Origin of the sequence: Streptomyces sp. NPDC127197 (assembly GCF_042672405.1) — a bacterium.
Classification (GTDB): domain Bacteria; phylum Actinomycetota; class Actinomycetes; order Streptomycetales; family Streptomycetaceae; genus Streptomyces; species Streptomyces flavusporus.
Genome location: NZ_JBHXVG010000002.1, coordinates 515,677 through 541,179, shown reverse-complemented (window position 1 = coordinate 541,179; position 25,503 = coordinate 515,677). Strand labels below are relative to the sequence as shown.

Here is a 25,503-nt window from a genome sequence, read left to right as displayed (position 1 = left end):
CTTTTTTTAATAACATACCGGCCTTTTGTTTAAAAAAAAAACCCCTTGGTAATGCGGCGGCGTAATTGTTTTATATATCAACGGGGGGGGCGCGCCACCCGATCGGGGCCGCCCCCACCCGTTTCTTCGTCTGGCTGCACGCTGCCTATTTGTCGTTGCTCCGCAGCGCGTCCATTGCGCGCTTGGTGACTTCGTCCACCTTGCCGAGGGCCGAGATCGTCACTACCAGACCCTGAGCCTTGTAGTAGTCGATGATCGGCTCGGTTTGCGTGTGGTAGACCTCCAGCCGCTTGCGGACAGTCTCCTCGGAGTCGTCGTCCCGCTGGTACAGCTGGCCACCACAGACGTCGCACACGCCCTCCGTCTGCGGCCGGCTGTACGTCATGTGGAAGACGTGGCTGGAGTCCTTGCGGCAGATCCGCCGCCCGGCGATCCGCTTGACCACTTCTTCCTCGGGGACCTCGAGGTCCAGCACCGCGTCCAGCTTCATGCTCTCGGACTGGAGCATCTCGTCGAGCGCCTCGGCCTGGGAGACATTGCGCGGAAAGCCGTCCAGCAGGAAGCCGTTCTCGGCGTCCGGCTTCTCCATGCGGTCCTTGGCCATCCCGATGGTGACCTCATCCGGTACCAGGTTGCCCGCGTCCATGTAGGACTTCGCGAGTTTCCCGAGCTCCGTCTGCTGGCTGATGTTGGCTCGGAACAGGTCGCCCGTGGAGATGTGCGGGATCGACAGGTTCTTGGCCAGGAACGCGGCCTGCGTTCCCTTCCCGGCACCCGGCGGTCCGACGAGGACGATTCGCATCAGCGGAGGAACCCTTCGTAATTGCGCTGCTGGAGCTGGCTCTCGATCTGCTTCACCGTCTCCAGGCCCACACCCACGATGATCAGGATGCTGGTCCCGCCGAACGGGAAGTTCTGGTTTGCCCCAAAACCAGCCAACGCCATCGTCGGCACGAGAGCGATCAGACCCAAGTACAGCGAGCCCGGCCAGGTGATCCGGTTGAGCACGTAGGAAAGGTACTCAGCGGTCGGTCGGCCAGCCCGGATGCCCGGGATGAAGCCACCATACTTCTTCATGTTGTCCGCGACTTCCTCGGGGTTGAACGAGATGGCCACGTAGAAGAAGGCGAAGAAAATGATCAGGACGAAGTAGAGGACAATGTGCGTCGGGGCGCCCGGATCCGCGAGATTCCTTTCGATCCAGGTCTTCCAGCCGGAGGTTCCACCGGCGAACTGCGCGATCAGCGCCGGGATGTAGAGCAGCGACGAGGCAAAGATCACAGGGATGATGCCCGCCTGGTTGACCTTCAGCGGAATGTACGTCGACGTACCGCCGTAGGACCGACGGCCGATCATGCGCTTCGCGTACTGGACCGGAATACGGCGCTGAGCCTGCTCGACGAAGACCACCAGGCCGATCACGACCAGGCCGACGGCGATGACGGTGCCGAACTCGATCCAGCCGTCGGCCAGGGAGCCCTGCTGCTTGATGGCCCACAGCGCGGACGGGAAGGTCGCGGCGATCGAGATGAACATCAGGATCGACATGCCGTTGCCGATGCCGCGGTCGGTGATGAGCTCACCGAGCCACATGACGACGGCCGTACCGGCGGTCATGGTGATGACCATGGTGATGGTGATGAAGATCGACTGGTCGGGCACGATCTGGTTGGCGACCTGGCAGTTCTGGAAAAGCGCGCCGCTTCGGGCGGTGGCCACCAGGCCGGTGCCCTGGAGGATGGCGAGCGCCACGGTCAGGTAGCGGGTGTACTGAGTGATTTTCGCAGTACCGGCCTGTCCCTCCTTCTTGAGGGCTTCCAGGCGGGGAATGACCACGGTCAGCAACTGCAGAATGATGCTCGCCGTGATGTACGGCATGATGCCGAGCGCGAAGATCGTGATCTGAAGCAGCGCGCCGCCACTGAACATGTTGACCAGACCGAACAGGCCTTGGCTGGCGTTCGCCTGGTCGATGCAGGTCTGGACGTTCCTGTAGTCGACACCCGGGATCGGAATGTGCGTACCGACCCGGTACACCACGATGATGCCGAGCGTGAAGAGCAGCTTCTTGCGCAGGTCGGGCGTCTTGAACGCCCGGGCGAACGCGGTGAGCACGGTGCCTCCTGCGACCCCCGCGCTACTGCGCCAGAGGTGACGGTCTGAGGTTCGACGAGTACATATCGGTCAAAGGCTGCCTGGTGTGCTCTGAATGCACGCCAGGCAGAAGTTAACAGTGAGAGCCACCTTACCGGCGAGGACGCTTCCCTCGGAACGACCGGCCATGGATGGCCCTCCATGCCGTGACCGTGCCCTCAACGCGCCGGGTGCGTAGACGCCGTGAGGCGTCCCCGGCAGTCACGGCTGTACGGGCTCTTGGGGCTCCACAACTTGCCGCAGGGCCGCGTCTGACGTAGGGATCCATGCTCCCGGATGTTGCTTTGCCCCCATGTGATCCCATGGCCAGGGCGCAGTGGCCTTATCGTGGAGGCGGACTCTCGCTCGTTCGTAGTAACCAAGCTCCAAACTGCTGGTCAAGAAAGGCCCCCGTCCCCATGGTGCAGATCAAGTCCCCCGAGCAGATCGCCAAGATGCGTGAGGCGGGGCTGGTCGTCGCCGCCATTCACGCGGCCACGCGCGAGGCCGCGGTGCCCGGGGCCAGCACCAAGGATCTGGACGAGGTCGCCCGCAAGGTGCTCGCGGAGCACGGAGCCAAGTCGAACTTCCTCGGCTACGGCGGTTTCCCCGCGACGATCTGCACCTCGGTGAACGACGTCGTCGTCCACGGCATCCCGTCCGAGGACGTCGTCCTCAAGGACGGCGACATCATCTCCATCGACTGCGGCGCGATCATCGACGGCTGGCACGGCGACGCCGCCTACACCGCCTTCGTGGGCTCCGGTCACGCTCCGGAGCTGATCGAGCTGTCGCGGGTGACCGAGGAGTCCATGTGGGCCGGCATCGCCGCGATGAAGCAGGGGAACCGGCTCGTCGACATCTCGCGGGCCATCGAGACGTACATCCGCCGCCAGCCGAAGCCCGGCGGGGGCCGCTACGGGATCATCGAGGACTACGGCGGTCACGGCATCGGCTCCGAGATGCACATGGACCCGCACCTGTTGAACTATGTCGAGCGGCGCCGGGGCAAGGGCCCGAAGCTGGTGCCGGGCTTCTGCCTCGCGATCGAGCCGATGGTCTCGCTGGGCACCCCGAAGACGGAGGTTCTCTCGGACGACTGGACGGTGATCACGACCGACGGTACGTGGTCGTCCCACTGGGAGCACTCGGTTGCGCTGACCGAGCAGGGGCCGCTGGTGCTGACGTCTCCCGACGGGGGTAAGGCGAAGCTGGCGGAGTACGGGGTTGTGGCTGCGCCGGATCCGCTGGCCTGAGCGCCTTCCAGGGGGCGGTCCTGCCGGCTGGCGGCTGCGGGCTCCTGGGGGCTGGTCGCGTCCATGCGGCGGAGCCGCATGCCGACAGAGCCCCGCGCCCCTTTGGGGCGCTTAATGATCTGCCTGCTGGGCAGACTTCCCCGATTCGTCTTTCCGGTTGCGCTGACGTAGACTGACTCGTCGGCTCTTGTGCACCCGCATGTCTGCATGCGCCCCGTAAGGGAAAGTGCAGGGGTCGATCAAGGTAGTCGATTCCGAAGGGCGAAGCGTGGCCAAGAAGCAAGGTGCCATCGAGATCGAGGGCACTGTCGTCGAGTCTCTGCCGAACGCCATGTTCAAGGTCGAGCTCCAGAACGGCCACCAGGTCCTGGCACACATCAGCGGCAAGATGCGTATGCACTACATCCGCATCCTCCCTGACGACCGGGTCGTGGTGGAGCTGTCTCCGTACGACCTGACGCGTGGCCGGATCGTCTACCGGTACAAGTAGATCTTGCCCCACGTCCCGCGTTCCCCGCGGGGCCGCCGGCAACTGACCCGGAGAACCTCACATCCCATGAAGGTCAAGCCGAGCGTCAAGAAGATCTGCGACAAGTGCAGGGTGATCCGCCGTCACGGTCGGGTCATGGTGATCTGCGAGAACCCGCGCCACAAGCAGCGCCAGGGCTGATCGCAGGCCATTTCCCTCTGCATGCGCAGAGATTCGCGCGACGCGAGCTGAATATGTTCATACGCAGGGCCCGAGCCCTACGGCTCGACACCCCCGGTTCGGAGGCCGGGGACCCAGTTCGTACCTCGTACGGCGGCTGGGAGTCGGTTCTGCGGAAGACCTCCGAAGATCAACTGGAGCCATTGAATGGCACGCGTTTCCGGTGTTGACATCCCGCGCGAAAAGCGCGTGGAGGTCGCCCTCACCTACGTGTTCGGCATCGGCCGGACCCTTTCGCAGCAGACGCTGGCAGCCACCGGCGTCGACCCGAACACCCGCGTCCGCGACCTCTCCGAGGAGCAGCTCGTCGCGATCCGCGAGTACGTCGACAACAACATCAAGACCGAGGGTGACCTCCGTCGCGAGATCCAGGCCGACATCCGCCGCAAGGTCGAGATCGGCTGCTACCAGGGTCTGCGGCACCGCCGCGGTCTGCCCGTCCGCGGTCAGCGCACCAGCACCAACGCCCGCACCCGCAAGGGCCCGCGTCGCGCCATCGCCGGCAAGAAGAAGCCGGGCAAGAAGTAGTCCGCAGCGGACCAAGTCCACGGTCTTCGCTGTAGGACCGACCACCTCCCGTAGGAGTTAAGAGATGCCCCCCAAGGGACGTCAGGGCGCTGCCAAGAAGGTGCGCCGCAAGGAAAAGAAGAACGTCGCTCACGGCCACGCGCACATCAAGAGCACGTTCAACAACACGATCGTCTCCATCACGGACCCGTCCGGCAACGTGATCTCCTGGGCCTCCGCCGGCCACGTCGGCTTCAAGGGCTCCCGGAAGTCCACGCCGTTCGCCGCGCAGATGGCCGCCGAGTCGGCTGCCCGCCGCGCTCAGGAGCACGGCATGCGCAAGGTCGACGTGTTCGTCAAGGGCCCGGGCTCCGGTCGTGAGACCGCGATCCGCTCCCTGCAGGCCACGGGCCTCGAGGTCGGCTCCATCCAGGACGTCACCCCGACCCCGCACAACGGCTGCCGTCCGCCGAAGCGCCGCCGCGTCTGAGGCTCGGCTGCTTTCAGGATTCGGGCGGTACGGCTCCCTTCCCCGCGCAAGCGGAGTGAACCGGGGCCGTATCGCCCGTACCCTTGCAGTACCCGCCCCTTTTTGCCGGGGGCGGTTCCGTCGGGCGTCATATAGCGGGCGCCCACGACTGAAGGATCTGATCCACACATGCTGATCGCTCAGCGTCCCTCGTTGACCGAAGAGGTCGTCGACGAATTCCGCTCCCGGTTCGTGATCGAGCCGCTGGAGCCGGGCTTCGGCTACACCCTCGGCAACTCCCTGCGTCGTACGCTCCTGTCGTCGATCCCCGGTGCGGCTGTCACCAGCATCCGGATCGACGGTGTCCTGCACGAGTTCACCACCGTGCCGGGCGTCAAGGAGGACGTCACCGACCTGATCCTCAACATCAAGCAGCTGGTCGTCTCCTCGGAGCACGACGAGCCGGTCGTGATGTACCTGCGCAAGCAGGGCCCGGGTCTGGTCACCGCCGCCGACATCGCGCCTCCGGCCGGTGTCGAGGTGCACAACCCCGACCTCGTCCTCGCCACGCTCAACGGCAAGGGCAAGCTGGAGATGGAGCTCACGGTCGAGCGTGGCCGTGGTTACGTCTCCGCCGTGCAGAACAAGCAGGTGGGCCAGGAGATCGGTCGTATCCCGGTCGACTCCATCTACTCGCCGGTTCTGAAGGTCACGTACAAGGTCGAGGCCACGCGTGTCGAGCAGCGCACCGACTTCGACAAGCTGATCGTCGACGTCGAGACCAAGCAGGCGATGCGTCCGCGTGACGCCATGGCCTCCGCCGGTAAGACGCTGGTCGAGCTGTTCGGTCTCGCCCGCGAGCTCAACATCGACGCCGAGGGCATCGACATGGGCCCGTCCCCGACGGACGCGGCCCTTGCCGCCGATCTGGCGCTGCCGATCGAGGAGCTGGAGCTCACCGTTCGGTCGTACAACTGCCTCAAGCGTGAGGGCATCCACTCCGTGGGTGAGCTGGTCGCCCGCTCCGAGGCCGACCTGCTCGACATCCGCAACTTCGGTGCGAAGTCGATCGACGAGGTCAAGGCGAAGCTGGCGGGTATGGGGCTGGCGCTCAAGGACAGCCCGCCTGGATTCGACCCGACCGCTGCGGCGGACGCGTTCGGCGCGGACGACGACGCGGATGCGGGCTTCGTCGAGACCGAGCAGTACTAAGAGCTCGGGTCAGACGGTCCCTTTTCGGGCGCGGGTGCGCTGTGCTTGATCGCGCAGTTCCCCGCGCCCCTTCCGGACGAGCCCCTTCGGGGCTCTGTCCGGATCTCCGACAGGCGACCGCCTGCTCGGATACTGACCCCGGTACCTGACACGGCCGGGGCAGACACCTAGGAGAAACACAATGCCGAAGCCCACCAAGGGTGCCCGTATGGGCGGCAGCGCCGCGCACGAGAAGCTGCTTCTTGCGAACCTCGCGAAGTCGCTGTTCGAGCACGGTCGTATCACCACCACCGAGGCGAAGGCCCGCCGGCTGCGGCCGTACGCCGAGCGTCTGATCACCAAGGCGAAGAAGGGTGACCTTCACAACCGCCGTCAGGTGCTTCAGGTGATCACGGACAAGAGCATCGTCCACACGCTCTTCACCGAGATCGGCCCGCGCTACGAGAACCGTCCGGGTGGCTACACCCGTATCACCAAGATCGGTAACCGTCGTGGCGACAACGCGCCCATGGCTGTCATCGAGCTGGTCGAGGCGCTGACGGTCGCGCAGGAGGCCACGGGTGAGGCCGAGGCCGCCACCAAGCGTGCGGTCAAGGAGGCCGAGGAGGCCAAGGCCGAGGAGACCAAGGTCGACGTCACCAAGGATGTCGCCGAGGCTCCGGCCGAGGAGTCCAAGGACGCCTGAGGCTGAGCTCTCGCTGAGCGGGCCCGCCCTTGACGGGGCGGGCCCGCTTTCGCGTACCTGAGAGGATCAAGGAGTGAGTGACGAAGTACAGCCCGGGTTCGTACGCCTACGGCTCGATCTGTCCTATGACGGCACCGACTTCTCCGGCTGGGCCAAGCAGGCCGGCGGGCGGCGGACCGTGCAGGGGGAGGTCGAGGACGCGCTGCGTACCGTCACGCGGTCGCGGGACACGTACGAGCTGACCGTCGCCGGACGGACCGACGCCGGGGTGCATGCGCGCGGGCAGGTGGCGCACGTGGATCTGCCGGAGGCTGTCTGGCGTGAGCATCACGAGAAGCTGCTCAAGCGGCTCGCCGGGCGGCTGCCCAGGGACGTGCGGGTGTGGGCCCTCAGGGATGCGCCCAGTGGGTTCAATGCTCGGTTCTCGGCTGTCTGGCGGCGGTATGCGTATCGCGTCACCGACAATCCCGGCGGTGTCGACCCGCTGCTGCGCAATCACGTCCTCTGGCACGACTGGCCCCTCGACGTCGACGCCATGAACGAGGCGGCGCGAGGGCTACTCGGGGAGCATGACTTCGCCGCCTACTGCAAGAAGCGGGAGGGGGCCACCACGATTCGTACGCTGCAGGAGCTGAGCCTGGAGAAGGGCGACGACGGGATCATCACCGCCACCGTTCGCGCCGACGCCTTCTGCCACAACATGGTGCGGTCGCTCATCGGGGCGCTGTTGTTCGTGGGGGACGGACATCGGCCCGCCGACTGGCCCGGGAAGGTGCTTGCCGCCGGTGTGCGGGACTCCGCCGTGCATGTCGTACGGCCGCATGGGCTGACGCTGGAGGAAGTCGGGTATCCCGCCGACGAGTTGCTGGCGGCGCGGAACAAGGAGGCGCGCAACAAGCGGTCGTTGCCGCCGAGCGCGGGGTGCTGCGGCTGACGGCCTGTCCGGTGGGAGAGCCCGCCGGACAGGCCGGGTGGCGTCAGGACTTCAGGGACGCGGCCAACTGCTCCTCCAGCCACGGGGCGACGAACCGGAGGCCGGCCTTGGAGAGGTGGACGTCGTCACCCTGGGGGTAGAGGCGTGCGCCGTCGTCCGTGGTCTGGCGACAGCCCTTGGTGTCGCACAACAGCCCGTCGAGGTCCACCAGATGCACCTTGGTCTTGGAGGACTCGGCGAACTCGGCGACGACCTCGTTGAAGCAGGTTCCCCAGTCGGACGTGATCGCGCCGTTGTAGTTCCGCTCGTTCATGAGCAGGATCTCGGTGTCGGGCGACTCCGTGTGGATCAGCTTCACGGCCTTGCCGAGCTGCTTGACGTAGCGGGCCTTGTAGGCGGGGCTGCAGGCGCTCAGCCACTTGCCGTCGATCTTCTGTTCCGCCGCGTCCCAACCCAGGTGGATGAGTGTCGCATCGGGCTGGGAGCCCTCGAGTTGGTCGGTCCAGAACTCCTCCCACTTGAGACAAGAGTCCCAGTTCTCGAAGACCTCGTCGGTACGGTCGCGGACCGCCTGGGGTGTCATGACACCGCAGCCGCGCTGGCCGCCGTCGACCACGGCGTACTTGTCACCGTGGTCGGCCAGCGCCGTCGCGAAGTCCTCCGCCATCGAGTCGCCCAGGGTCAGCACCAGCGGCTTGCCGTCGGGGCGCATCGAGTCGGCGATGTAGGTGGGCAGGTACCAGGAGCCGAAGCCGATGACCAGCGAGGCCGCGGTGAACAGGGGGACCGCCTTGGCGGGGCGCCAGTCGCGGACCCGGTACTGCTCGATCGTGTAGTGCATGACCATCGACAGCAGCCAGGTCAGCCCGGTGCCCAGCAGGAACAGGGCGTACGGCTTCATGTCGGGGTAGACCATCAGCAGCAGCCAGTACACCGGCAGGTGGAGCAGGTAGAGGCTGTAGGAGATCTGGCCGATCTCCATGAGCGGCTTGAGCTGAAGGGCTCGGGCCAGCGGGCCGCGGTCCGTGCTGAGGCAGGCCGCGGTGAGCGCGATCAGGAACGCCACGGCCGCCAGGCCGCCCTGGTACAGGAGAGGCTCGTGGTAGGTGCTCACTTTGATGCTGAGGTAGACCACCGCGGCCAGGGAGAGGATCCCGGTCACCGTCGCCAGGTGGTACCCGGCACTGCTCTCGCTGTCGCGGCGCGCCGCCCGGCGCTGCACCAGGTGCACCACGAACGCGGCGGCCCCGCCCGCCATGAAGGCCACGGCACGCGTCTGCGTCGCCAGGTACAGGAAGTCGGTGTCGTGGTTGCCGCCTCGCCACAGCACAGGCGCGACCAGCGCCGACACGCCGAACAGCAGCACCGTGAGCACGGCGACCGGCAGCACGCGCCGGCGGAAGGCGGCGAAGGCGACGACGAGGACCAGCGGCCACACCACGTAGAACTGTTCGGTGATGCTCAGCGACCACATGGCCGACAGCGGCTGGATGGCCCCGAAGTGGTCCCAGTAGGCGTCACCGCGGGCGATCTGGGCCCAGTTGCCGATCTGCAGCAGCGCGCCGAGTGCCTGTTCGGAGACCGTGTTGGCCTCCTTCAGCGGGCTGGTGAGATAGGAGATCCCGACCACCAGGGCGAGCGTCACCATCAGGCCGGGCAGCAGGCGCTTGAAACGGCGGCGGTAGAAGCGTCCGATGCGGATACGGCCGGTGCGCTCGACCTCGCGGATCAGCAGCAGTGTGGTGAGGAAGCCGGACAGCACGAAGAAGGCGTCCACGCCGAACAGGCCGTTGCTGAACCAGTTGGTGTGGTACAGCAGCACCGACAGGATGGCGATGCCGCGCAGACCGTCGACTGCCTGGAAGCGGGAGCGCAGCGGGGCCGGCTTGGACTCCGGCTCGGGTGCCAGTTCGGGCTCCGGCTTCGCGACGGGTTCCGGCGCCCGCTCCGGGGTCGCGATCAATGTGTCGTACGGGGGGTATGACTGGTCCAGCTCCGGCTCCGGCTGCTGGGGGATGTGGGGTACGACGTACTGCTGCGGGACGGGCGGGCGGCCGTACTGGTCGCCGCCGTACTGCTGGGCGTAGCCCTGCTGCCCGCCGGGGTGGGGCTGCTGGCCGTAGCCCTGTTGCCCGTATCCCTGCTGCTGGTAGCCCAGGTACCCCTGCTGACCTTGGCCGTCCGGGACCGGAGGGTCAGTGGGCGGCTGACGATGCATGGGGTACTCCAGAGTGAGCGATGCCCTGCGCGGTGCAGGGAACGGGGGAGGCGGAGATGCGCACACCGTGGGCGGGCAGGTGGGCTCCGCAGGCGATGCGCAGGCCGGGCGGGAGTTCGTTGCCCTCGGCCACCCGGGCGGCGTCGCCGATGACCACGGAGTCCAGGACGCAGCCCTCGCCGACACGGGCGTGCCGTCCGACCACGGAGCGGTGCAGGCTGGCCCGGGGGGCGATCTCGGCGCCGGCCAGCAGCACGCTGCCCTCGACGACGGCGCCCTCGCCGACCAAGGCACCGGCGGCCACGACCGTGCCGCCGCTGAGCACGGCGCTGGGATGCACCCGGGCGCCGGGCAGGACCAGGGCGTCGCCCACCGGGCCGGGCAGCGCCGGGGACGTGACCTTGCCGCGGACCAGGTCGGCCGAGCCCTGGACGAAGGCGGCCGGGGTGCCGAGGTCGAGCCAGTAGGCGTCGTCGACGACGCCGCGGACGTGCGCGCCGGAGGCGAGCAGCTCGGGGAACGTCTCGCGTTCCACGGAGACGACCCGGCCGGCCGGGATGCGGTCGAGCACGGAGCGGGTGAAGACGTAGCAGCCCGCGTTGATCTGGTCGGTGGTGATCTCCTCCGGCGTCTGGGGCTTCTCCAGGAACGCCTGGACCCGGCCCTCGGCGTCGGTGGGCACCAGTCCGAAGGCGCGGGGGTCGGCCACCCGCTTGAGATGCAGGGTGACATCGGCCCCGGAGGCGCGGTGGCCGTCGCGCAGGGCGGCGATGTCCACGCCGGAGAGGATGTCGCCGTTGAAGACCAGCACCGGCTCGCCGGGGGCGCTGCGCAGCCGCTCGGTGGCGTTGCGGATGGCGCCGCCGGTGCCGAGGGCGGTCTCCTCGACGACGTACTCCAGCTCCAGGCCGAGGCGGCTGCCGTCGCCGAACTCCTCCTCGAAGAGTTCCGCCAGGTAGGAGGTGGCGAAAACGATCCGGGTGACCCCCGCGGCGGCCGCGCGCGCCAGTTGGTGCGTGAGGAACGGCACCCCGGCGACGGGGAGCAGCGGCTTGGGGATGTGGCTGGTCAGGGGCCGGAGTCTGGTGCCCTGACCGCCCACGAGAAGGATCGCTTCAGTCATGTGGTGTCCGCCTTGGGTTGCGGGGACGGGTGATGGAGGCGTGGGGGGATCTCCAGTGCTGGTTGTTATTGGGCTGCGTTGCCCGGACCTGCGTAGTCGGAGGTAAAGCAGGACTTGATGGCCTTCTCGCTCTGCGGGCGGCCGGCGAAGTCCAGACGGGACGCGGTCTTGTCGTCCGGAGGGGTGTTCGGGTCGTCGTCGAACCAGATCGACCACCAGTAGACGCCCTGCATACGGCGTTCCTGGACGACCTGACAGACGGCCGTGTACCAGGTGGCCTGCACCTTCGGGTTGACGGCGTTCTTGTTGTAGAAGTCGCCGGGTGCGTGGTAGGCGCCGTCCATGGCGCCGATGCCGGCCTCGGCGATCGTGACGTTGGGCAGGTCGCCAGTGGCCTTCCTGTCCAGCCAGTCGTTCCAGCCCTCGACCAGCCGGTCGACGGAGGCGGTGTCGGGCACCTTGACGGGGAAGTAGGCGTCCACGCCGAGGTGGCTGACCGGCATGTTGATGCGCCGGGCGACGTAGTTGTCCCAGTTGGCGTCGTAGGCCACCTCGCCGGAGAAGGTCTTCTCCGCGGAGGCGACCAGTGCGTCCCAACCGGGGTCGCCCTCCATGGAGTTGAGCTCGGTGCCGATGACGAACGTGTTCACCTTCGTCTGCTCGGCGACCTTCAGATACGGCGTGAGGAAGTCCTCGTAGGAGCCGAACCAGGCGGAACGGGAGGCGGGTTCGATGCTGCCGCGCCAGCCGGTGGGCGGGTTCAGGGCCGCCTCGTCCATGATCGGGCGGATGCTGGTGCGGAAGCCGGCGTCCTCGAACACCTTCAGGACCCGCTGCAGTCGCTGCGGGGACGGGGTCTTGTCCTCGGCTGAGATCTCGTTGGACGTGAGGCCCCCGGTGAAGAAGGGGAAGGAGACGGATACCGAGTTCGCGCCCAGGCCGACGAGGTACTCGGCGTGTTTACGGGCCTGGTTCGCGATGAAGGTGTCAGAACGTTTCTTCTTCTCTTCCTCCCAATAGATCTGGACCCCCCACTGCGGCATGCCGGGCTTCCAGGCCTTGGTGACCTGAAGGGCCTGGCCGTCGGAGGAGTCGGCGGAGGAACCGGGGGACGTCGTACCGGAGGAGCCGCCGGAGGGGTTGTCGGATTCGGCGGAGCCGTCCCTGACGATCCGGGGCAGGGCGGAGCCCGACTCCCAGCGCACCGGGTGGTCGCCGAGGACGAAGGGAGCGCCCAGCACCAGGCTGAGGACGGTCACCGGGAAGATGGCGAGAAGGGGCAGTCGTGAACGCATATCAGTCGTCTTCCGGGCGGTCAGGCGGGCTTGGCGATCACGACGAACTTGTTCTCCTCGCGGCGGACGAACTTCAGGAAGCCCTTGAAGCCGCCGAGTCCCTCCAGGACCGAGAAGACGGGGATGAGCGCGACCACGACGATCGGTTCCCACCACTTGCGCCGGCCGCTGACCGACGCCAGAGCGTTGAGCCGCAGCCCCTCCCAGTAGGTCCAGATCACGTAGGCGAAGTTGAGGGCCCAGAGGATGACGACGGACTGGGTGACGGGGGAGGTGTTCATGTCGCCGACGAGGAGACCGATGCAGAGCACCGCGACGATGTGCTGGAGCGGGCCCAGGATCCAGGTGGTCACACAGATCGACAGGAACCAGCGGTAGCGCCAGGGGACGGCCTTGTTGAAGCAGAGGGCGACCAGGCCCCAGGCCCAGCGGTCGCGCTGCTTGACGAAGTCACGGGCGTTCGCCGGGGAGGCGCCGTAGCAGCGGCCGTTGAACCAGTCGCTGCGGCCGGGGTACTTGCGGCAGAAGGTGAGGGCGAGGCGGGCGTCCTCGACGATCTCCTTGGGGCCGAAGTCCCAGCCGATGGTGGCCTCGATGGACGCGCGGATGACCAGCAGCTCGCCGTGCACGCCGGCGGCCGGGGTGCCCAGTCCGGTCAGCGCGCGGAAGCGGGCGATGTCGTCGGCGGGGCGTACCGCGTCGGCGAGCCAGGTGAAGAGGCTGACCGCGTTCTCGCGGGGGTAGGTCAGGATGCCCTGCGCCATGTGCTTGGCCTCGTCGGGGTGGGCACGGCGCTGGCGGTTGATGAACTGGGCGAGCGAGGAGGCGGTGTCGGGGCCGACGCCGGTGTCGTCGTCCATGTGCAGCACCCAGACGTGGTCGAGGGCCTCGCCCTCCTCGATGCGCAGCTCGTGGGCGTAGTGGTTGGCGCGGGCCTTGAATCGGGTGCCGTTCGCTGGCACATAGGCCTTGGGGACGGTGATCACCCGGATCAGCGGGTGGGAGGCGGCGAGCCGGTCGATGGCCTCCGCCGCCTCACAGCCCTCCTCGGTGAGGATGTCGACGCGCATGTATGGAAACCACTCCGGCATGTGCTCGACGTAGGAAAGGACCGAGCGCTCCAGGGCCGGGTAGGTGTCGTGCCGCCCGATGGTCGGGCACAGGACGATCAGGAAGTCCTGGTCGGCCGGCGCGGGCGGGATCATCCGGTCGCTCTGGCGCACCCGGCGGCGGATGAGCAGGGCGCCCTGGATGCCGACCAGCACGCCGACGACCGGCAGGGACCAGACGACTGTCAGAGCCCAGCTCAGCGGAGAGGAACTGGGGCGGTAGGACCAGAGCCCGAAGGCGACCAGCAGCACGAAGGGCAGCAGGAAGGGCAGAATGCCCGGTTTCCAGGACGCTGTGCGCTTGGCCAGCTTCGCGTTGTGCCGCGAATGCGGCATACCCCCGTCGACCAGTGTCGATGCCATGACGACTGCGGAACTCCCGTGAGATCGATAGTGCGTTGAGGCAACAGATCTCGGTCATGGCACGGCGCAGCGCACCGCGACAGACTTGCTCCGGGTTTCTGCCCCCCGACGCCACCCTTGGCGTACGGCACGCGCCGCTCAGATGCCCCCCCAGGCGCCCAGAACTACGTGCCAAACAGGTGCACGATCCTGGCATGTGCGGACGGACATGTGAACACCTGTGAGGGAGATGTGTTCAAAAGTTAACCAAGTGAGGTCTGACGTGGTGATCTGATGTCGAATCCGCCGGTCTGTGTCGCCCCACCCTTGATCACCCGGCTCGAGCCGTACGTGCGCTTCACATCGGCGCCGGTGTTCTTGCCCCGTGGCTCGGAGACGTTGTCGTACGTGAGGGCCTGGCCCCACACCGTCCACAGCACCCACGGAGTTCTGGCCAGGGTGCTCGGCTGGGCCGCGTTGAGCGGGACGTGGAAGGACTCGGTGACGGCACGGGGTTTGCCGTACGGCTCCAGCCCCCGGTGCCAGACCTCGGTCCAGCCCTCGCCGCGGAACGGCCGGGCGGGGGTGTCGCTGTAGTCGTCGACACCGACGACATCGACGTAGCGGTCGCCCGGGTAGTAGGGCCGGGGCTCCTTGCCGTAGCGGCCGTCCCAGGAGTTCGGCGCCCACACGAAGATCAGGTTGTGCAGTCCGCGGCGGCCCACGAGGTAGTCGTACGTCAGACGCCACAGTCTCCGGAACGCGTCCGGGTCCTGGCCCGCCCACCAGAAGCCCCGACCCGGCGCCGTGTTCATCTCGTGGTACGGCCGCAGCAGCACCGGCACCCCGCGGTCGGCGAGGTAGCCCAGGTGGTCGGCGAGGAAGCCGAGGTCGTGGAGCAGCGCCCCGTGCTCGGCGGTGCCCGGGGTGACGACCCGGGCGAACCAGCCGGGATCCCGTGCGCCGGGGGAGTTGCGGTGCTTGGTCTGCTCGAAGCCCTTGACCGGGCTGCCCGGGTACGGCTGGTGGAAGGAGAAGCCGACCAGACCCGACGGACCGCCGCCGTTGTGCGGCAGGGACACTTCGGCGCCGGAGGCGCAGTCCGTGTGCGTGCCCGAGGGGCGGTGGGAGCCGTCGGCCGGCCGGGGCAGGCCCGCCCACACGCCGACCGCCAGGTCGACGGCGTCGTCGACGTATCCCCAGTACCGGCGGCAGCCCGGCCATGCGCTGGAGTAGGAGCGGGTCCGGCCCACCGCCCAGCCGGGCTGGCCGTAGCCCGGGCCGAGGTCCAGCTCGACGAAGCCCGGCAGCCGGCCGGTGATGTCCCGGACCTTGCGGTAGTAGTAGCCCGGCTGCTTGGTGCCCCGGTAGTCGCCGTACGCCGGGTTGTACCGCTCGTTGTGCAGCTCCACGTGCTGGCCGATCACCGTGCGGCTCGGCCGGCCTCGGCGCGCGTCGTTCTCCAGGCTCGCCAGCAGGGCGTACACCCGGCGCGCGGCAGGGGTGGCGTGCGGGTCCCGTTTCCGCAGGTCGGTGGGCACCGGCCGGTCGTTGTCGCCGCCCGGTTCCCCGTCCGGCCAGGCTGCCCATATCCCGAGCGGCGCGAGCAGTGCCGCGCCGGCCCCGGCGCCGATCAGCCCGAGACGTCCGCGCATCCGCATCGCGTCACGTACCGGAGTGGGTGCGCGGGCTGGTGGGACGCGTCACTCGTTGGCCGCCGCCGACGCCTGGGCCTCGCCGCGGCGGCGGATCTGGCGGAACGTGAACTCGGCCAGGTCGTCGCCGGCGGAGAAGACTTCCGTGTTCTTCGGCGTCACGTCGTTGCCGTTGGTGTAGCCGGCGATCGTGAAGTAGGCGTAGCGGCCGTAGGAGTTGGTCGTCGTGCGGCAGACCGCGGCGTTGCAGAAGTCCTTGATCCCGCCGCCGGACAGGGACTTGACTCTGCTCTTGCTGTCGGCCTCGTCCTTGGCCTTGGCCGCCTGGGCCTCGGTGTCGAAGACGGCCACGCCGACCGTCACCGCGACACCGCCCTTGGTGTAGGTGACACGGAGCAGACGGGTGCAGTCGTTCGCGTCGAGGACCTTCGGCAGTGTCCCGCTGGCCGCGTTGGCGCAGCTCTTCGTGTCGGCCGTCGGGCCCTTCTTGTACACGGTCTCGCCCATGGTCAGCTGGGTGCCCGGGAAGAGCCGGTCCGCGCTGAGCGGGGCCTTGTCCTTGTTCTTGCTGGAGACGAAGTCCTTCGGGTCCAGCGGCGGCGGGGCGCTGGTCGGCGCGAACGACGGGGCCGTGGCGGACTCGCTCGGGAGGTCGGCGGTGGCCGGCAGCTGGGAGCTCGGCCGGTTCGAGGCCTGGCTGTCGCCGTTCGCCGAGACGACGGCCACGGCGACGGCAGCACCTATCGCGACGGTGGCGAGTGCTCCGCCGCCGATGAGCAGCAGTCTGCGGCGCTTGTTGCGCGCTTCGGACGCCTCGGCGAGGGCAGCCCAGTCCGGGCTCTGGCCACCGGCGTCGTTCCAGGGCTGCTGCGAATGCGGTTTCCAGGGATCCCACTGGGACTGGGGTCCCCCCTGCCCAAAGCTCATGGGGCGCATCTTAGACGGGCCGAGGGGTGTGCTGGTCCGTCTCAACCGGCCCTGGAGCCCCTAGCGTTCGCTCCATGAGGACGGGCAAATGCGGCATCTCCGGGTGGTTGGGGCGAAGGGCTTCGTGGCTGGCGCGTGCGGTGCTCGTCGACGTCGTGGTGGGGGTGCTGCTCTCCGGGTTCCCGGCGGCCTGCTCGTCGTACGGCTACTGCGTCCCGTTGGTGTCCCGCTGCTGGTCGCCGGGGTTGCGCAGGCGCCTGAGGCGGGCGGTCACGTTCTGTGTTGCGGCGATCGCGGTCCCGGGTGCGGGTGCGAGGCCCTAAACTGGGGGGTCGAGCAGGCTGCCGGGCGGTGTCGACCCGTTTTGACCGGGTGGGCGCGCCGCAGGTATCCTGCATGTTCGTTGTGTATTGGCTTGCTCATTCTCACGGGACGGGCCCTTACACCGGTCCACCGGGCCGATGACCAGCGACCCCACGTACGCGGTTTGCGTCGCCGCCGTGCGGTCCAGGCTGTCGTGATCGTTTCGGTGACCTTGTTTAGGACCATTCACTCGAAGCGAAGGCTACGAACCGTGCGTACGTACAGCCCCAAGCCCGGCGATGTGACGCGCCAGTGGCACGTCATTGACGCTCAGGACGTCGTCCTGGGCCGTCTCGCCACCACTGCCGCCACCCTTCTCCGGGGCAAGCACAAGCCGATCTACGCGCCGCACGTCGACGCTGGTGACTTCGTCATCATCATCAACGCCGACAAGGTGCACCTCTCCGGCAACAAGCGGACCCAGAAGATGGCGTACCGCCACTCCGGCTACCCGGGTGGTCTGCGCTCCGTCCGCTACGACGAGCTGCTCGAGAAGAACCCCGAGAAGGCCATCGAGAAGGCCGTCAAGGGCATGCTCCCGAAGAACACCCTGGGCCGTCAGATGCTCTCGAAGCTGAAGGTCTACCGCGGCGAGAACCACCCCCACGCTGCTCAGCAGCCGGTTCCGTTCGAGATCACCCAGGTCGCGCAGTAAGTCCGGCCACCCCCTAAGACCGAAGAGAATCTGAGGAGAATCGTGGCCGAGACCACTGCCGAGCAGCCGCTCGAAGAGCTTGACATCGACAGCTACACCACCGAGTCCGAGGTCCCCGTCGAGGGCGAGTACACCTCGGAGTCCATGGCCTCCCGCTTCGGCGAGCCCCAGCCGGCCGCCGGCCTGGGCCGCCGTAAGAACGCCATTGCCCGCGTCCGGATCGTTCCGGGCTCCGGCAAGTGGAAGATCAACGGTCGCACCCTCGAGGACTACTTCCCGAACAAGGTGCACCAGCAGGAAGTCAACGAGCCCTTCAAGGTGCTCGAGCTCGAGGGCCGCTACGACGTCATCGCCCGGATCGCCGGTGGCGGTGTCTCCGGTCAGGCCGGTGCGCTCCGTCTCGGTGTCGCCCGTGCGCTGAACGAGGCCGACGTCGACAACAACCGTGGCCCGCTCAAGAAGGCCGGCTTCCTCCGCCGCGACGACCGTGCGGTCGAGCGCAAGAAGGCCGGTCTGAAGAAGGCCCGCAAGGCTCCGCAGTACAGCAAGCGCTAAGCTTCGCTGCCTGCTGGTACGTACCCCGTACGTACTCCGAACGCCCCGGCGGCACGCCACTGTGCCGCCGGGGCGTTCGTTTATCACAGCCCACAGGCGTATAACGGCACAAGACGCTCAAAGGCTGGTGTGATCGGATGGCCAGGCATCGAATGCCTGGGACACGGGAGCCATGTGCGCGGGCCGCACCCGCACGGCGACCGGAACTGACGCTTCCTCAGGAGGACAAGTGGGACGACTCTTCGGCACGGACGGCGTGCGCGGTGTCGCCAACGCGGATCTGACGGCCGAGATGGCGCTCGGTCTGTCGGTCGCGGCGGCCCACGTGCTGGCCGAGGCGGGCACCTTCGCAGGCCACCGGCCCACGGCGGTGGTCGGGCGTGACCCGCGCGCGTCCGGGGAGTTCCTGGAGGCCGCCGTGGTCGCGGGCCTCGCCAGCGCCGGTGTGGACGTGCTGCGCGTCGGCGTGCTGCCGACACCGGCCGTGGCGTATCTGACGGGTGCGCTGGGGGCCGACCTGGGTGTCATGCTCTCCGCCAGCCACAACGCCATGCCGGACAACGGCATCAAGTTCTTCGCCCGCGGCGGGCACAAGCTCGCCGACGAGCTCGAGGACAAGATCGAGGCCGTGTACGAGGCGCACCGGCACGGTGAGCCATGGGAGCGGCCCACCGGGGCCGGTGTCGGGCGTGTCCGGTCGTACGAGGAGGGCTTCGGCCAGTACGTCGGCCACCTGCTCGACGTACTGCCGAACCGGCTGGACGGGCTGAAGATCGTCCTGGACGAAGCGCACGGCGCGGCCTCGGGGGTCTCGCCGGAGGCGTTCGCGCGGGCCGGTGCCGAGGTCGTCACGATCGGAGCCGAGCCGGACGGGCTCAACATCAACGACGGGTGCGGGTCGACGCACCTGGGGCAGCTCAAGGCCGCGGTCGTCGAGTACGGGGCCGATCTCGGTATCGCGCACGACGGTGACGCGGACCGGTGCCTCGCCGTGGACCACACCGGTGAGGAAGTCGACGGCGACCAGATCCTGGCCGTGCTCGCGCTGGCGATGCGGGAACGCTCCGCTCTGCGGGCCGAGACCGTGGTGGCGACCGTGATGTCCAACCTCGGCTTCAAGCTGGCCATGGAGCGTGAGGGTATCGCGCTGGTGCAGACCGCGGTCGGTGACCGGTATGTGCTGGAGGAGATGAAGGAGCACGGCTTCGCGCTCGGTGGTGAGCAGTCCGGGCACGTGATCATCCTGGATCACGCGACGACGGGTGACGGCACGCTGACCGGGCTGCTGCTGGCCGCGCGGGTCGCCGAGACCGGTCGTACGTTGCGCGAGCTGGCGGGCGTGATGGAGCGGCTGCCGCAGGTGCTGATCAATGTGCCGGATGTGGACAAGTCCCGGGTCGGGAGCTCGGCCGACCTCGCTGCTGCCGTTGCTGAGGCGGAGCGGGAGCTGGGGTCCACCGGGCGGGTGCTGTTGCGGCCGTCGGGGACGGAGCCGCTGGTGCGGGTGATGGTTGAGGCGGCGGATATTGATCAGGCCCGGTCTGTGGCGGGGCGGTTGGCTGATGCGGTGAAGTCGGCGCTGGGGTAGTTGCTGGTTCCGGGTTCAGGGTGGGGGTTCTGTGCGCGGCGGGCTTGCGGGTTCGTTGTGGCTGGTCGCGCAGTTCCCCGCGCCCCTAGGGCGTTGCCCCTAAGCGGTGTTCTTGCGCTGACGTTGTTTGGACCAGAGCCACTTCTGGGTCAGCAGCGTGAGCGTTCCCGCCAAGATGATGCCGAGCAGGTTCAGCAGGAGTTGCTCCGTGGAGCCCCAGGTCTGCTTGGTGTCGCCGTAGCTGAGGGCCACTGCGGCATTGGCAGCCGCCGGTACCGTCGTCACCGAGATGGCGACGCCGACCAGCGCGCCCGACTTGGCGGACGTCAGGGAAAGGGTGCCGGCGGCACCGGCGAGGACCGCGACGACGAAGGAGAACCAGTCGGGGGCGTAGACGAAGCCGGTCTGCGGCCGTTCGCCCTCCAGTTGCTCCTTGGTGAACAGGCCGACGGCGTCCATGAAGAGGCTGAAGCCCACCGTCACCGCCATCGCCACCGCGAAGCCCACGAGCAGCGCGATCAGTGAGCGCAGGGCCAGGTGCGGCCTGCGCTGCACCACCGCGGTGGAGATGCCCGCCAGCGGGCCGAACTCCGGGCCGACCGCCATCGCGCCCACGATCAGGATCGCGTTGTCGAGCACCACACCGCAGGCCGCGATCATCGTGGCCAGGGTGATGAACGCGAGATACGTGACCGACAGCGTCGACTCCTCGTGCGTCGCCTCCGTCAGGTGCTCCCACAGCACGGCGTCCGCGGCCTCGCCCGGGGCCTCCGCCTCGGCCTTCTCGGCGCGCTTGGACAGGGAGAGGTCGATGTTCTCGACGGCGATGGAGCCGGTGTCGTCGAGGCCTATCTGCTGCAGTTCGGTGAGCAGCTCGTCGCCCGCCTCACGCGCCACGTCGCACAGGACGACGTCCCCCGCGGGGTTGCGGGCGGCGCCCGGCATCACGACCAGGTGCGTGGTGCCGACCGTCTTCTCGATCAGGCGGATCACGTCCCCGGTCTTCTCGGGCGGCGTGATCAGGCGCAGATGCAGCATGGCGGCAGCGTAACCGTCAGAGCTTGCGCAGGCTCAGGCGCTGCACCTTGTGGTCCGGGCCCTTGCGGATGATGAGGGTGGCGCGGCCGCGGGTGGGAGCGACGTTCTCGACGAGGTTGGGGCGGTTGATCGTGCGCCAGGTGGTGCGGGCGTAGTCGAGCGCCTCCTCCTCGGAGACCTGGGTGTACTTGCGGAAGTACGAGGACGGGTTCTGGAAGGCGGTCGCGCGCAGTTTCCTGAACCGGTTGAGGTACCAGCTCTCGATGTCCTCGGTGCGGGCGTCGACGTACACGCTGAAGTCGAAGTAGTCGGCGAGGCCGACCCGGGTGCGGCCGTCCTTGCCGGGGAGGGCGGGCTGGAGGACGTTCAGGCCCTCGACGATCAGGATGTCCGGGCGGCGGACCACGAGTCGCTCGCCGGGGACGATGTCGTAGATGAGGTGCGAGTAGACGGGGGCCGTCACCTCGTCCTTGCCGGCCTTGATGTCGGCGACGAAGCGGGTCAGGGCACGGCGGTCGTACGACTCGGGGAAACCTTTCCGCGACATCAGGCCGCGGGCCTGGAGCTCCTTGGTGGGCAGCAGGAAGCCGTCCGTCGTCACCAGCTCCACGCGCGGGTGCTCGGGCCAGCGGGAGAGCAGGGCCTGCAGGAGGCGGGCGACCGTGGACTTGCCCACGGCCACCGAGCCGGCGACGCCTATGACGAAGGGGGTGCCCGACTGCGAGCCCTGTTCGCCGAGGAAGGTGTTGAGCGCGCCTCTGAGGCCGTCCGTGGCGCCGACGTAGAGGTTGAGGAGCCGCGACAGCGGGAGGTAGATGTCCCGCACCTCGTCGAGGTCGATGACATCGCCGAGACCGCGCAGCTTCTCGACCTCCTCCGCGGTGAGCGGCAGCGGCGTCTTGTCCCGCAGCGCGCTCCACTCCGAGCGGGTGAGGTCGACGTAGGGAGTCGCCTCCGGCCTGGGCCGGTGGGCGCTCCGGGGCATCGAGGAGACCGGAGAGATCACAGTCCATTGTTACGGGAGTACGAACGGACGGTGGGGTGGGATCCGTCACGCCGCTCCAGGGTGCTGCTCGGCGGGTCGGCCCCGTTGCGGTGTTCGTACCGGCGTGGGAATTTCCGAATTCGGGCACGCTACGACCGGTTCGGCGCCGAAAGCGATCGTAGGCTGCCGGTCATGTGCGGAATCGTGGGATACGTGGGAGCGCAGTCGGCGCTCGATGTCGTGACGGCCGGGCTGAAGCGGCTGGAGTACCGGGGATACGACTCGGCGGGCGTCGCCGTGCTCGCGGACGGCGGGCTGGCGGCGGCGAAGAAGGCCGGGAAGCTGGTCAACCTGGAGAAGGAACTGGCGGACCGGCCGCTGCCGACGGGCACGACGGGGATCGGGCACACGCGGTGGGCCACGCACGGCGGGCCGACGGACGCGAACGCGCATCCGCATCTCGACAACGCCGGGCGGGTCGCCGTCGTGCACAACGGGATCATCGAGAACTTCGCCTGTCTGCGGGCGGAGTTGGAGGAGCGCGGGCACTCGCTGACGTCCGAGACCGACACCGAGGTCGTCGCGCATCTGCTGGCCGAGGAGTTCTCGTCGTGCGCGGATCTCGCGGAGGCGATGCGACTGGTGTGCCGGCGGCTGGAGGGGGCGTTCACGCTGGTCGCGGTGCATGCCGACGAGCCGGATGTGGTGGTGGGGGCGCGGCGGAACTCGCCGCTGGTGGTGGGCGTTGGAGAGGGCGAGGCCTTTCTCGCCTCGGACGTCGCCGCGTTCATCGCCCACACGCGGTCGGCGATCGAGCTGGGTCAGGACCAGGTGGTGGAGCTGCGCCGGGACGGGGTGACGGTGACCGGCTTCGACGGCCGGCCGGCGGAGGTCCGGTCGTACCACGTCGACTGGGACGCGTCGGCCGCGGAAAAGGGGGGCTATGACTACTTCATGCTCAAGGAGATCGCCGAGCAGCCCAAGGCAGTCGCCGATACGTTGCTGGGGCGCATCGACGCGGCCGGCTCACTGACGCTGGACGAGGTGCGGATCCCTCCGGGGGTGCTGCGGGAGGTCGACAAGGTCGTCATCGTGGCGTGCGGTACGGCTTTCCACGCCGGGTTGATCGCGAAGTACGCGATCGAGCACTGGACGCGGATTCCGTGCGAGGTGGAGCTGGCGAGCGAGTTCCGCTACCGGGATCCGATCCTGGACCCGCAGACGCTGGTGATCGCCATCTCCCAGTCCGGCGAGACCATGGACACGCTGATGGCGCTACGGCATGCCCGCGAGCAGGGCTCCAAGGTGCTGGCGATCTGCAACACCAACGGTTCGACGATTCCGCGTGAGTCGGATGCGGTGCTGTACACGCATGCCGGGCCGGAGGTGGCGGTTGCGTCCACCAAGGCGTTTCTGACACAGCTGGTGGCCTGCTACCTGGTCGCGCTGTATCTGGGGCAGGTGCGGGGCACCAAGTGGGGGGACGAGATCCGCGCGGTCGTCCGGGACCTGTCCCAGATCTCCGGTGAGGTCGAGCGGGTGCTGGGGACCATGGAGCCGGTGCGGGAGCTGGCGCGCACGCTGGCTCACAAGAACACGGTGCTGTTCCTGGGGCGGCACGTGGGATATCCGGTGGCTCTCGAGGGCGCGCTGAAGCTGAAGGAACTCGCCTACATGCACGCCGAGGGGTTTGCGGCGGGTGAGCTGAAGCACGGTCCGATCGCGTTGATCGAGGAGGATCTGCCGGTGGTGGTGGTCGTGCCGTCGCCGCGGGGGCGGTCCGTGCTCCACGACAAGATCGTGTCCAACATCCAGGAGATCCGGGCGAGGGGTGCGCGGACGATCGTGATCGCGGAGGAGGGGGACGAGGCGGTGGTGCCGTACGCCGACCATCTCGTTCGGATTCCGGTGACGCCGACGTTGCTTCAGCCGCTGGTGGCTACGGTGCCGTTGCAGGTGTTCGCGTGCGAGTTGGCTACTGCGCGGGGGAACGAGGTGGATCAGCCTCGGAATCTGGCGAAGTCGGTGACGGTGGAGTGAGTCGACTTCACCTCGTCGAGGAAGGCTGAGAAGGCCCCGGCCGGGAAGGTGAGCATTGCCCTGGCCGGGGCCTTTGAGTCGCGTACGGCGACGTGGGTGGGCGAGTTCGCGATCTCCACGCAGTTGTTGCCGTCGTCCGGGCCTGAGTAGGACGACTTCCGCCAGTTGTCCATGGGGTGCCTCACAGCTCCTTCGCCAGCCGGTTGATGAAGTCTCGCGACCGTTCAGGGTCAAGCGATACTGCCTCCACTTTACGGAAGCGCGTTCGAAAGACATTGAGCTGCGCTTCGGAGTCGATGAATGCTGAGCCATGGGGTACGTCGCGCACCACCGTGTCCAGTTTGGGAACCGTACCCCCCACGTACGACATGGTGCTGGCGGCCCTGGCGAAGCCGTCCAGGTCGAAGGGGATGACGCGCAGGGTGATGTTGTCCGCTTCGGAAAGTTCCAGGAGTTTGATGAGTTGCGCTCGGGAGGCGGCGCGGTCGCTGACCCTGATGCGCAGCGCCGACTCGTGGATCACCAACTTGTACGGACGGATGACCTGCTGACGTCTCATCCGGTGGTGGACGCGCAACTCGAGTTCATCGTTGGTGAGTTCGGGGACCCTTCCGGAGAAGACGGCGCGGGCGTACTCCTCCGTCTGCAGCAAGCCCGGTACGTACAGAATCGCTACCTCGTGCAGGGATGTGGCGTGGTGGTCCAGTTCGGCGAGATCCAGGAATGACGTGGGCAGCCGACCCCGGTACTCCTCCCACCAGCCGCGTGTTCGGTCCGTGGCCATGGCGACCAGCGCGTTGATGAACTCCTCGTCCGTGCATGCGTAATGGGACGCGAGGCGACGCAGTCGCTGCTCGCTCACGCCCGTAATCCCGGATTCGATTTGGGTGATCTGGACTCGATTCACCCCAAGCAGCGCTGCTGCCTCGATGGTGGTGAGCCCTGCCGCTTCGCGGAGCCTGCGCAGCTCGACCGCCAGGCGCATCTGACGCACAGTTGGTTCGCGCCTCGGGACCATCCACTGCTCCTTGGTTCAACGTGCCCGTCAGTGTGGCTCGTTCGGGGTCAGATTACGCGATCGGCTTGTCTTGCGTTACATGTAAACCCTACCGTCGGTGATGCGACGCGCACGCTGCGGAAGCGCACCGCTCCGTCCTGCCGTGACGGCTGCGGCAATGACACCGCCCGTACCGCATCAACCCCTCACCATCGACCGGAGGTTGCCGCATGCCCGAAAACGAGTCCTGGGAGTACTCCCTCTACATCCCGAACGACCTGCGAGCGGTCACCGTCAGTCGCCGTACCCTCCGGCTGATCCTCACGATGCACGGCCTGATCCGGCTGGTCGACGTCGCCGAACTGCTGGCGACCGAGCTGGTCTCCAACGCCGTACGCCATACCAAGGGGCCTGCGGCGCTGCGGGTGCGCTGGTCGGCCGGGGTGTTGCGCATCGGCGCGTGGGACGCCGACCCCGCACCGCCCGAACCGCCACGGCCGCTCGGGCAGCTCGCCGAGTCGGAGGAGGGGCGTGGGCTGGCGCTCGTGCGGGCCTGCGCCGATGTGTGGGGGTGGCAGCCGCTGGCCAGGGACGGTAACCGGGGCAAATTCGTGTGGTGCGAGTTGGCCGCGGTCGCGTGAACGTTTTCTCGCCCCCCGAAAGGGTGAACGCATCCCGATCACCCGGACAATCCATCCCTTGATCCAC

26 protein-coding genes are annotated in these 25,503 nt (G+C 67.9%); 14 read left to right on the top strand and 12 right to left on the bottom strand.

From position 1 onward, the window contains the following. Nucleotides 1-145 precede the first annotated feature (145 nt). Complete coding sequence (locus tag ACFVJQ_RS05115; protein WP_385512409.1) at nt 146-802, bottom strand: adenylate kinase; 657 nt, start codon at nt 800-802, stop codon at nt 146-148. Beyond that, on the bottom strand, nt 802-2,115 hold the full coding sequence (gene secY / locus ACFVJQ_RS05110; RefSeq protein WP_385512407.1) for a preprotein translocase subunit SecY: 1,314 nt from the start codon (nt 2,113-2,115) through the stop codon (nt 802-804). The genes ACFVJQ_RS05115 and secY overlap by 1 nt, the downstream gene beginning before the upstream one ends. A 437-nt stretch (nt 2,116-2,552) precedes the next feature. On the opposite strand from secY, the gene map reads away from it, so the two are divergent. The 8 genes from map to truA all read left to right on the top strand — a co-directional run bounded on the left by map (nt 2,553) and on the right by truA (nt 7,905). Next, complete coding sequence (gene map / locus ACFVJQ_RS05105; RefSeq protein WP_385512405.1) at nt 2,553-3,389, top strand: type I methionyl aminopeptidase; 837 nt, start codon at nt 2,553-2,555, stop codon at nt 3,387-3,389. 268 nt (nt 3,390-3,657) lie between these two features. Then, the gene (gene infA, locus ACFVJQ_RS05100; protein WP_003948620.1) at nt 3,658-3,879 is read left to right on the top strand and encodes a translation initiation factor IF-1; all 222 of its coding nucleotides are present in this window, start codon (nt 3,658-3,660) and stop codon (nt 3,877-3,879) included. Nucleotides 3,880-3,945: 66 nt separating this feature from the next. After that, nucleotides 3,946-4,059 (top strand): 50S ribosomal protein L36, encoded by a 114-nt coding sequence (rpmJ, locus tag ACFVJQ_RS05095; protein WP_003998809.1) that lies wholly within the window; start codon nt 3,946-3,948, stop codon nt 4,057-4,059. 186 nt (nt 4,060-4,245) lie between these two features. Further along, entirely contained in the window at nt 4,246-4,626 is a 381-nt protein-coding gene (gene rpsM / locus ACFVJQ_RS05090; RefSeq protein ID WP_037858429.1) for a 30S ribosomal protein S13, read from the top strand. Between the two features lie 64 nt (nt 4,627-4,690). Continuing rightward, nucleotides 4,691-5,095, top strand: coding sequence for a 30S ribosomal protein S11 (gene rpsK / locus ACFVJQ_RS05085; protein ID WP_003956432.1), 405 nt, complete (start codon nt 4,691-4,693; stop codon nt 5,093-5,095). Between the two features lie 168 nt (nt 5,096-5,263). Beyond that, a complete protein-coding gene (locus ACFVJQ_RS05080) occupies nt 5,264-6,286 on the top strand; it encodes a DNA-directed RNA polymerase subunit alpha (RefSeq protein ID WP_003966937.1) in 1,023 nt (340 codons plus the stop codon). 181 nt (nt 6,287-6,467) lie between these two features. Then, complete coding sequence (gene rplQ, locus ACFVJQ_RS05075; RefSeq protein WP_224733582.1) at nt 6,468-6,971, top strand: 50S ribosomal protein L17; 504 nt, start codon at nt 6,468-6,470, stop codon at nt 6,969-6,971. 73 nt (nt 6,972-7,044) lie between these two features. Continuing rightward, nucleotides 7,045-7,905 (top strand): tRNA pseudouridine(38-40) synthase TruA, encoded by an 861-nt coding sequence (gene truA, locus ACFVJQ_RS05070; RefSeq protein WP_385781006.1) that lies wholly within the window; start codon nt 7,045-7,047, stop codon nt 7,903-7,905. A gap of 43 nt (nt 7,906-7,948) precedes the next feature. On the opposite strand, the gene ACFVJQ_RS05065 is transcribed toward truA, so the two are convergent. The 6 genes from ACFVJQ_RS05065 to ACFVJQ_RS05040 form a co-directional block, all read right to left on the bottom strand. Then, nucleotides 7,949-10,123, bottom strand: a complete 2,175-nt coding sequence (locus ACFVJQ_RS05065) for an acyltransferase family protein (protein ID WP_385512401.1) — start codon at nt 10,121-10,123, stop codon at nt 7,949-7,951. Further along, on the bottom strand, nt 10,101-11,246 hold the full coding sequence (locus ACFVJQ_RS05060) for a sugar phosphate nucleotidyltransferase (protein WP_385781003.1): 1,146 nt from the start codon (nt 11,244-11,246) through the stop codon (nt 10,101-10,103). Before ACFVJQ_RS05060 ends, ACFVJQ_RS05065 begins: the two co-directional genes overlap by 23 nt. Before the next feature lie 65 nt (nt 11,247-11,311). Then, on the bottom strand, nt 11,312-12,541 hold the full coding sequence (locus ACFVJQ_RS05055) for a glycoside hydrolase family 113 (protein ID WP_385512398.1): 1,230 nt from the start codon (nt 12,539-12,541) through the stop codon (nt 11,312-11,314). A gap of 20 nt (nt 12,542-12,561) precedes the next feature. Beyond that, nucleotides 12,562-14,013, bottom strand: coding sequence for a glycosyltransferase family 2 protein (locus ACFVJQ_RS05050; protein ID WP_385781000.1), 1,452 nt, complete (start codon nt 14,011-14,013; stop codon nt 12,562-12,564). Nucleotides 14,014-14,255: 242 nt separating this feature from the next. Continuing rightward, complete coding sequence (locus ACFVJQ_RS05045) at nt 14,256-15,647, bottom strand: glycoside hydrolase family 26 protein (RefSeq protein WP_385780997.1); 1,392 nt, start codon at nt 15,645-15,647, stop codon at nt 14,256-14,258. 48 nt (nt 15,648-15,695) lie between these two features. Continuing rightward, nucleotides 15,696-16,574 carry a hypothetical protein gene (locus ACFVJQ_RS05040; protein WP_385512393.1) on the bottom strand — a complete coding sequence of 293 codons (879 nt, stop codon included), beginning with the start codon at nt 16,572-16,574 and terminating at the stop codon, nt 15,696-15,698. A gap of 74 nt (nt 16,575-16,648) precedes the next feature. On the opposite strand from ACFVJQ_RS05040, the gene ACFVJQ_RS05035 reads away from it, so the two are divergent. The 4 genes from ACFVJQ_RS05035 to glmM all read left to right on the top strand — a co-directional run bounded on the left by ACFVJQ_RS05035 (nt 16,649) and on the right by glmM (nt 19,735). Continuing rightward, nucleotides 16,649-16,897 (top strand): hypothetical protein, encoded by a 249-nt coding sequence (locus tag ACFVJQ_RS05035; RefSeq protein WP_385780994.1) that lies wholly within the window; start codon nt 16,649-16,651, stop codon nt 16,895-16,897. 251 nt (nt 16,898-17,148) lie between these two features. After that, nucleotides 17,149-17,592, top strand: coding sequence for a 50S ribosomal protein L13 (rplM, locus tag ACFVJQ_RS05030; RefSeq protein ID WP_385512390.1), 444 nt, complete (start codon nt 17,149-17,151; stop codon nt 17,590-17,592). A 42-nt stretch (nt 17,593-17,634) separates the two neighbouring features. After that, the gene (gene rpsI, locus ACFVJQ_RS05025; protein ID WP_129799256.1) at nt 17,635-18,147 is read left to right on the top strand and encodes a 30S ribosomal protein S9; all 513 of its coding nucleotides are present in this window, start codon (nt 17,635-17,637) and stop codon (nt 18,145-18,147) included. A gap of 229 nt (nt 18,148-18,376) precedes the next feature. Next, nucleotides 18,377-19,735 (top strand): phosphoglucosamine mutase, encoded by a 1,359-nt coding sequence (gene glmM, locus ACFVJQ_RS05020; RefSeq protein ID WP_385512388.1) that lies wholly within the window; start codon nt 18,377-18,379, stop codon nt 19,733-19,735. A 99-nt stretch (nt 19,736-19,834) separates the two neighbouring features. On the opposite strand, the gene ACFVJQ_RS05015 is transcribed toward glmM, so the two are convergent. Both ACFVJQ_RS05015 and coaA read right to left on the bottom strand, forming a co-directional pair. Beyond that, entirely contained in the window at nt 19,835-20,773 is a 939-nt protein-coding gene (locus ACFVJQ_RS05015; RefSeq protein ID WP_385512386.1) for a DUF389 domain-containing protein, read from the bottom strand. A 16-nt stretch (nt 20,774-20,789) separates the two neighbouring features. Next, complete coding sequence (gene coaA / locus ACFVJQ_RS05010) at nt 20,790-21,758, bottom strand: type I pantothenate kinase (RefSeq protein WP_224733572.1); 969 nt, start codon at nt 21,756-21,758, stop codon at nt 20,790-20,792. A gap of 192 nt (nt 21,759-21,950) precedes the next feature. On the opposite strand from coaA, the gene glmS reads away from it, so the two are divergent. Next, entirely contained in the window at nt 21,951-23,798 is a 1,848-nt protein-coding gene (gene glmS / locus ACFVJQ_RS05005; protein WP_224733571.1) for a glutamine--fructose-6-phosphate transaminase (isomerizing), read from the top strand. On the opposite strand, the gene ACFVJQ_RS05000 is transcribed toward glmS, so the two are convergent. Together ACFVJQ_RS05000 and ACFVJQ_RS04995 are read right to left on the bottom strand one after the other, a co-directional pair. After that, nucleotides 23,759-23,971, bottom strand: a complete 213-nt coding sequence (locus ACFVJQ_RS05000) for a DUF397 domain-containing protein (protein ID WP_385780988.1) — start codon at nt 23,969-23,971, stop codon at nt 23,759-23,761. The genes glmS and ACFVJQ_RS05000 overlap by 40 nt on opposite strands. An 8-nt stretch (nt 23,972-23,979) precedes the next feature. Then, nucleotides 23,980-24,816 carry a helix-turn-helix domain-containing protein gene (locus ACFVJQ_RS04995; protein ID WP_385780985.1) on the bottom strand — a complete coding sequence of 279 codons (837 nt, stop codon included), beginning with the start codon at nt 24,814-24,816 and terminating at the stop codon, nt 23,980-23,982. Nucleotides 24,817-25,025: 209 nt separating this feature from the next. Between ACFVJQ_RS04995 and ACFVJQ_RS04990 the strand changes: the two genes are divergently transcribed. Then, the gene (locus tag ACFVJQ_RS04990) at nt 25,026-25,436 is read left to right on the top strand and encodes an ATP-binding protein (protein ID WP_385780982.1); all 411 of its coding nucleotides are present in this window, start codon (nt 25,026-25,028) and stop codon (nt 25,434-25,436) included. The last annotated feature ends 67 nt before the right edge of the window (nt 25,437-25,503 follow it).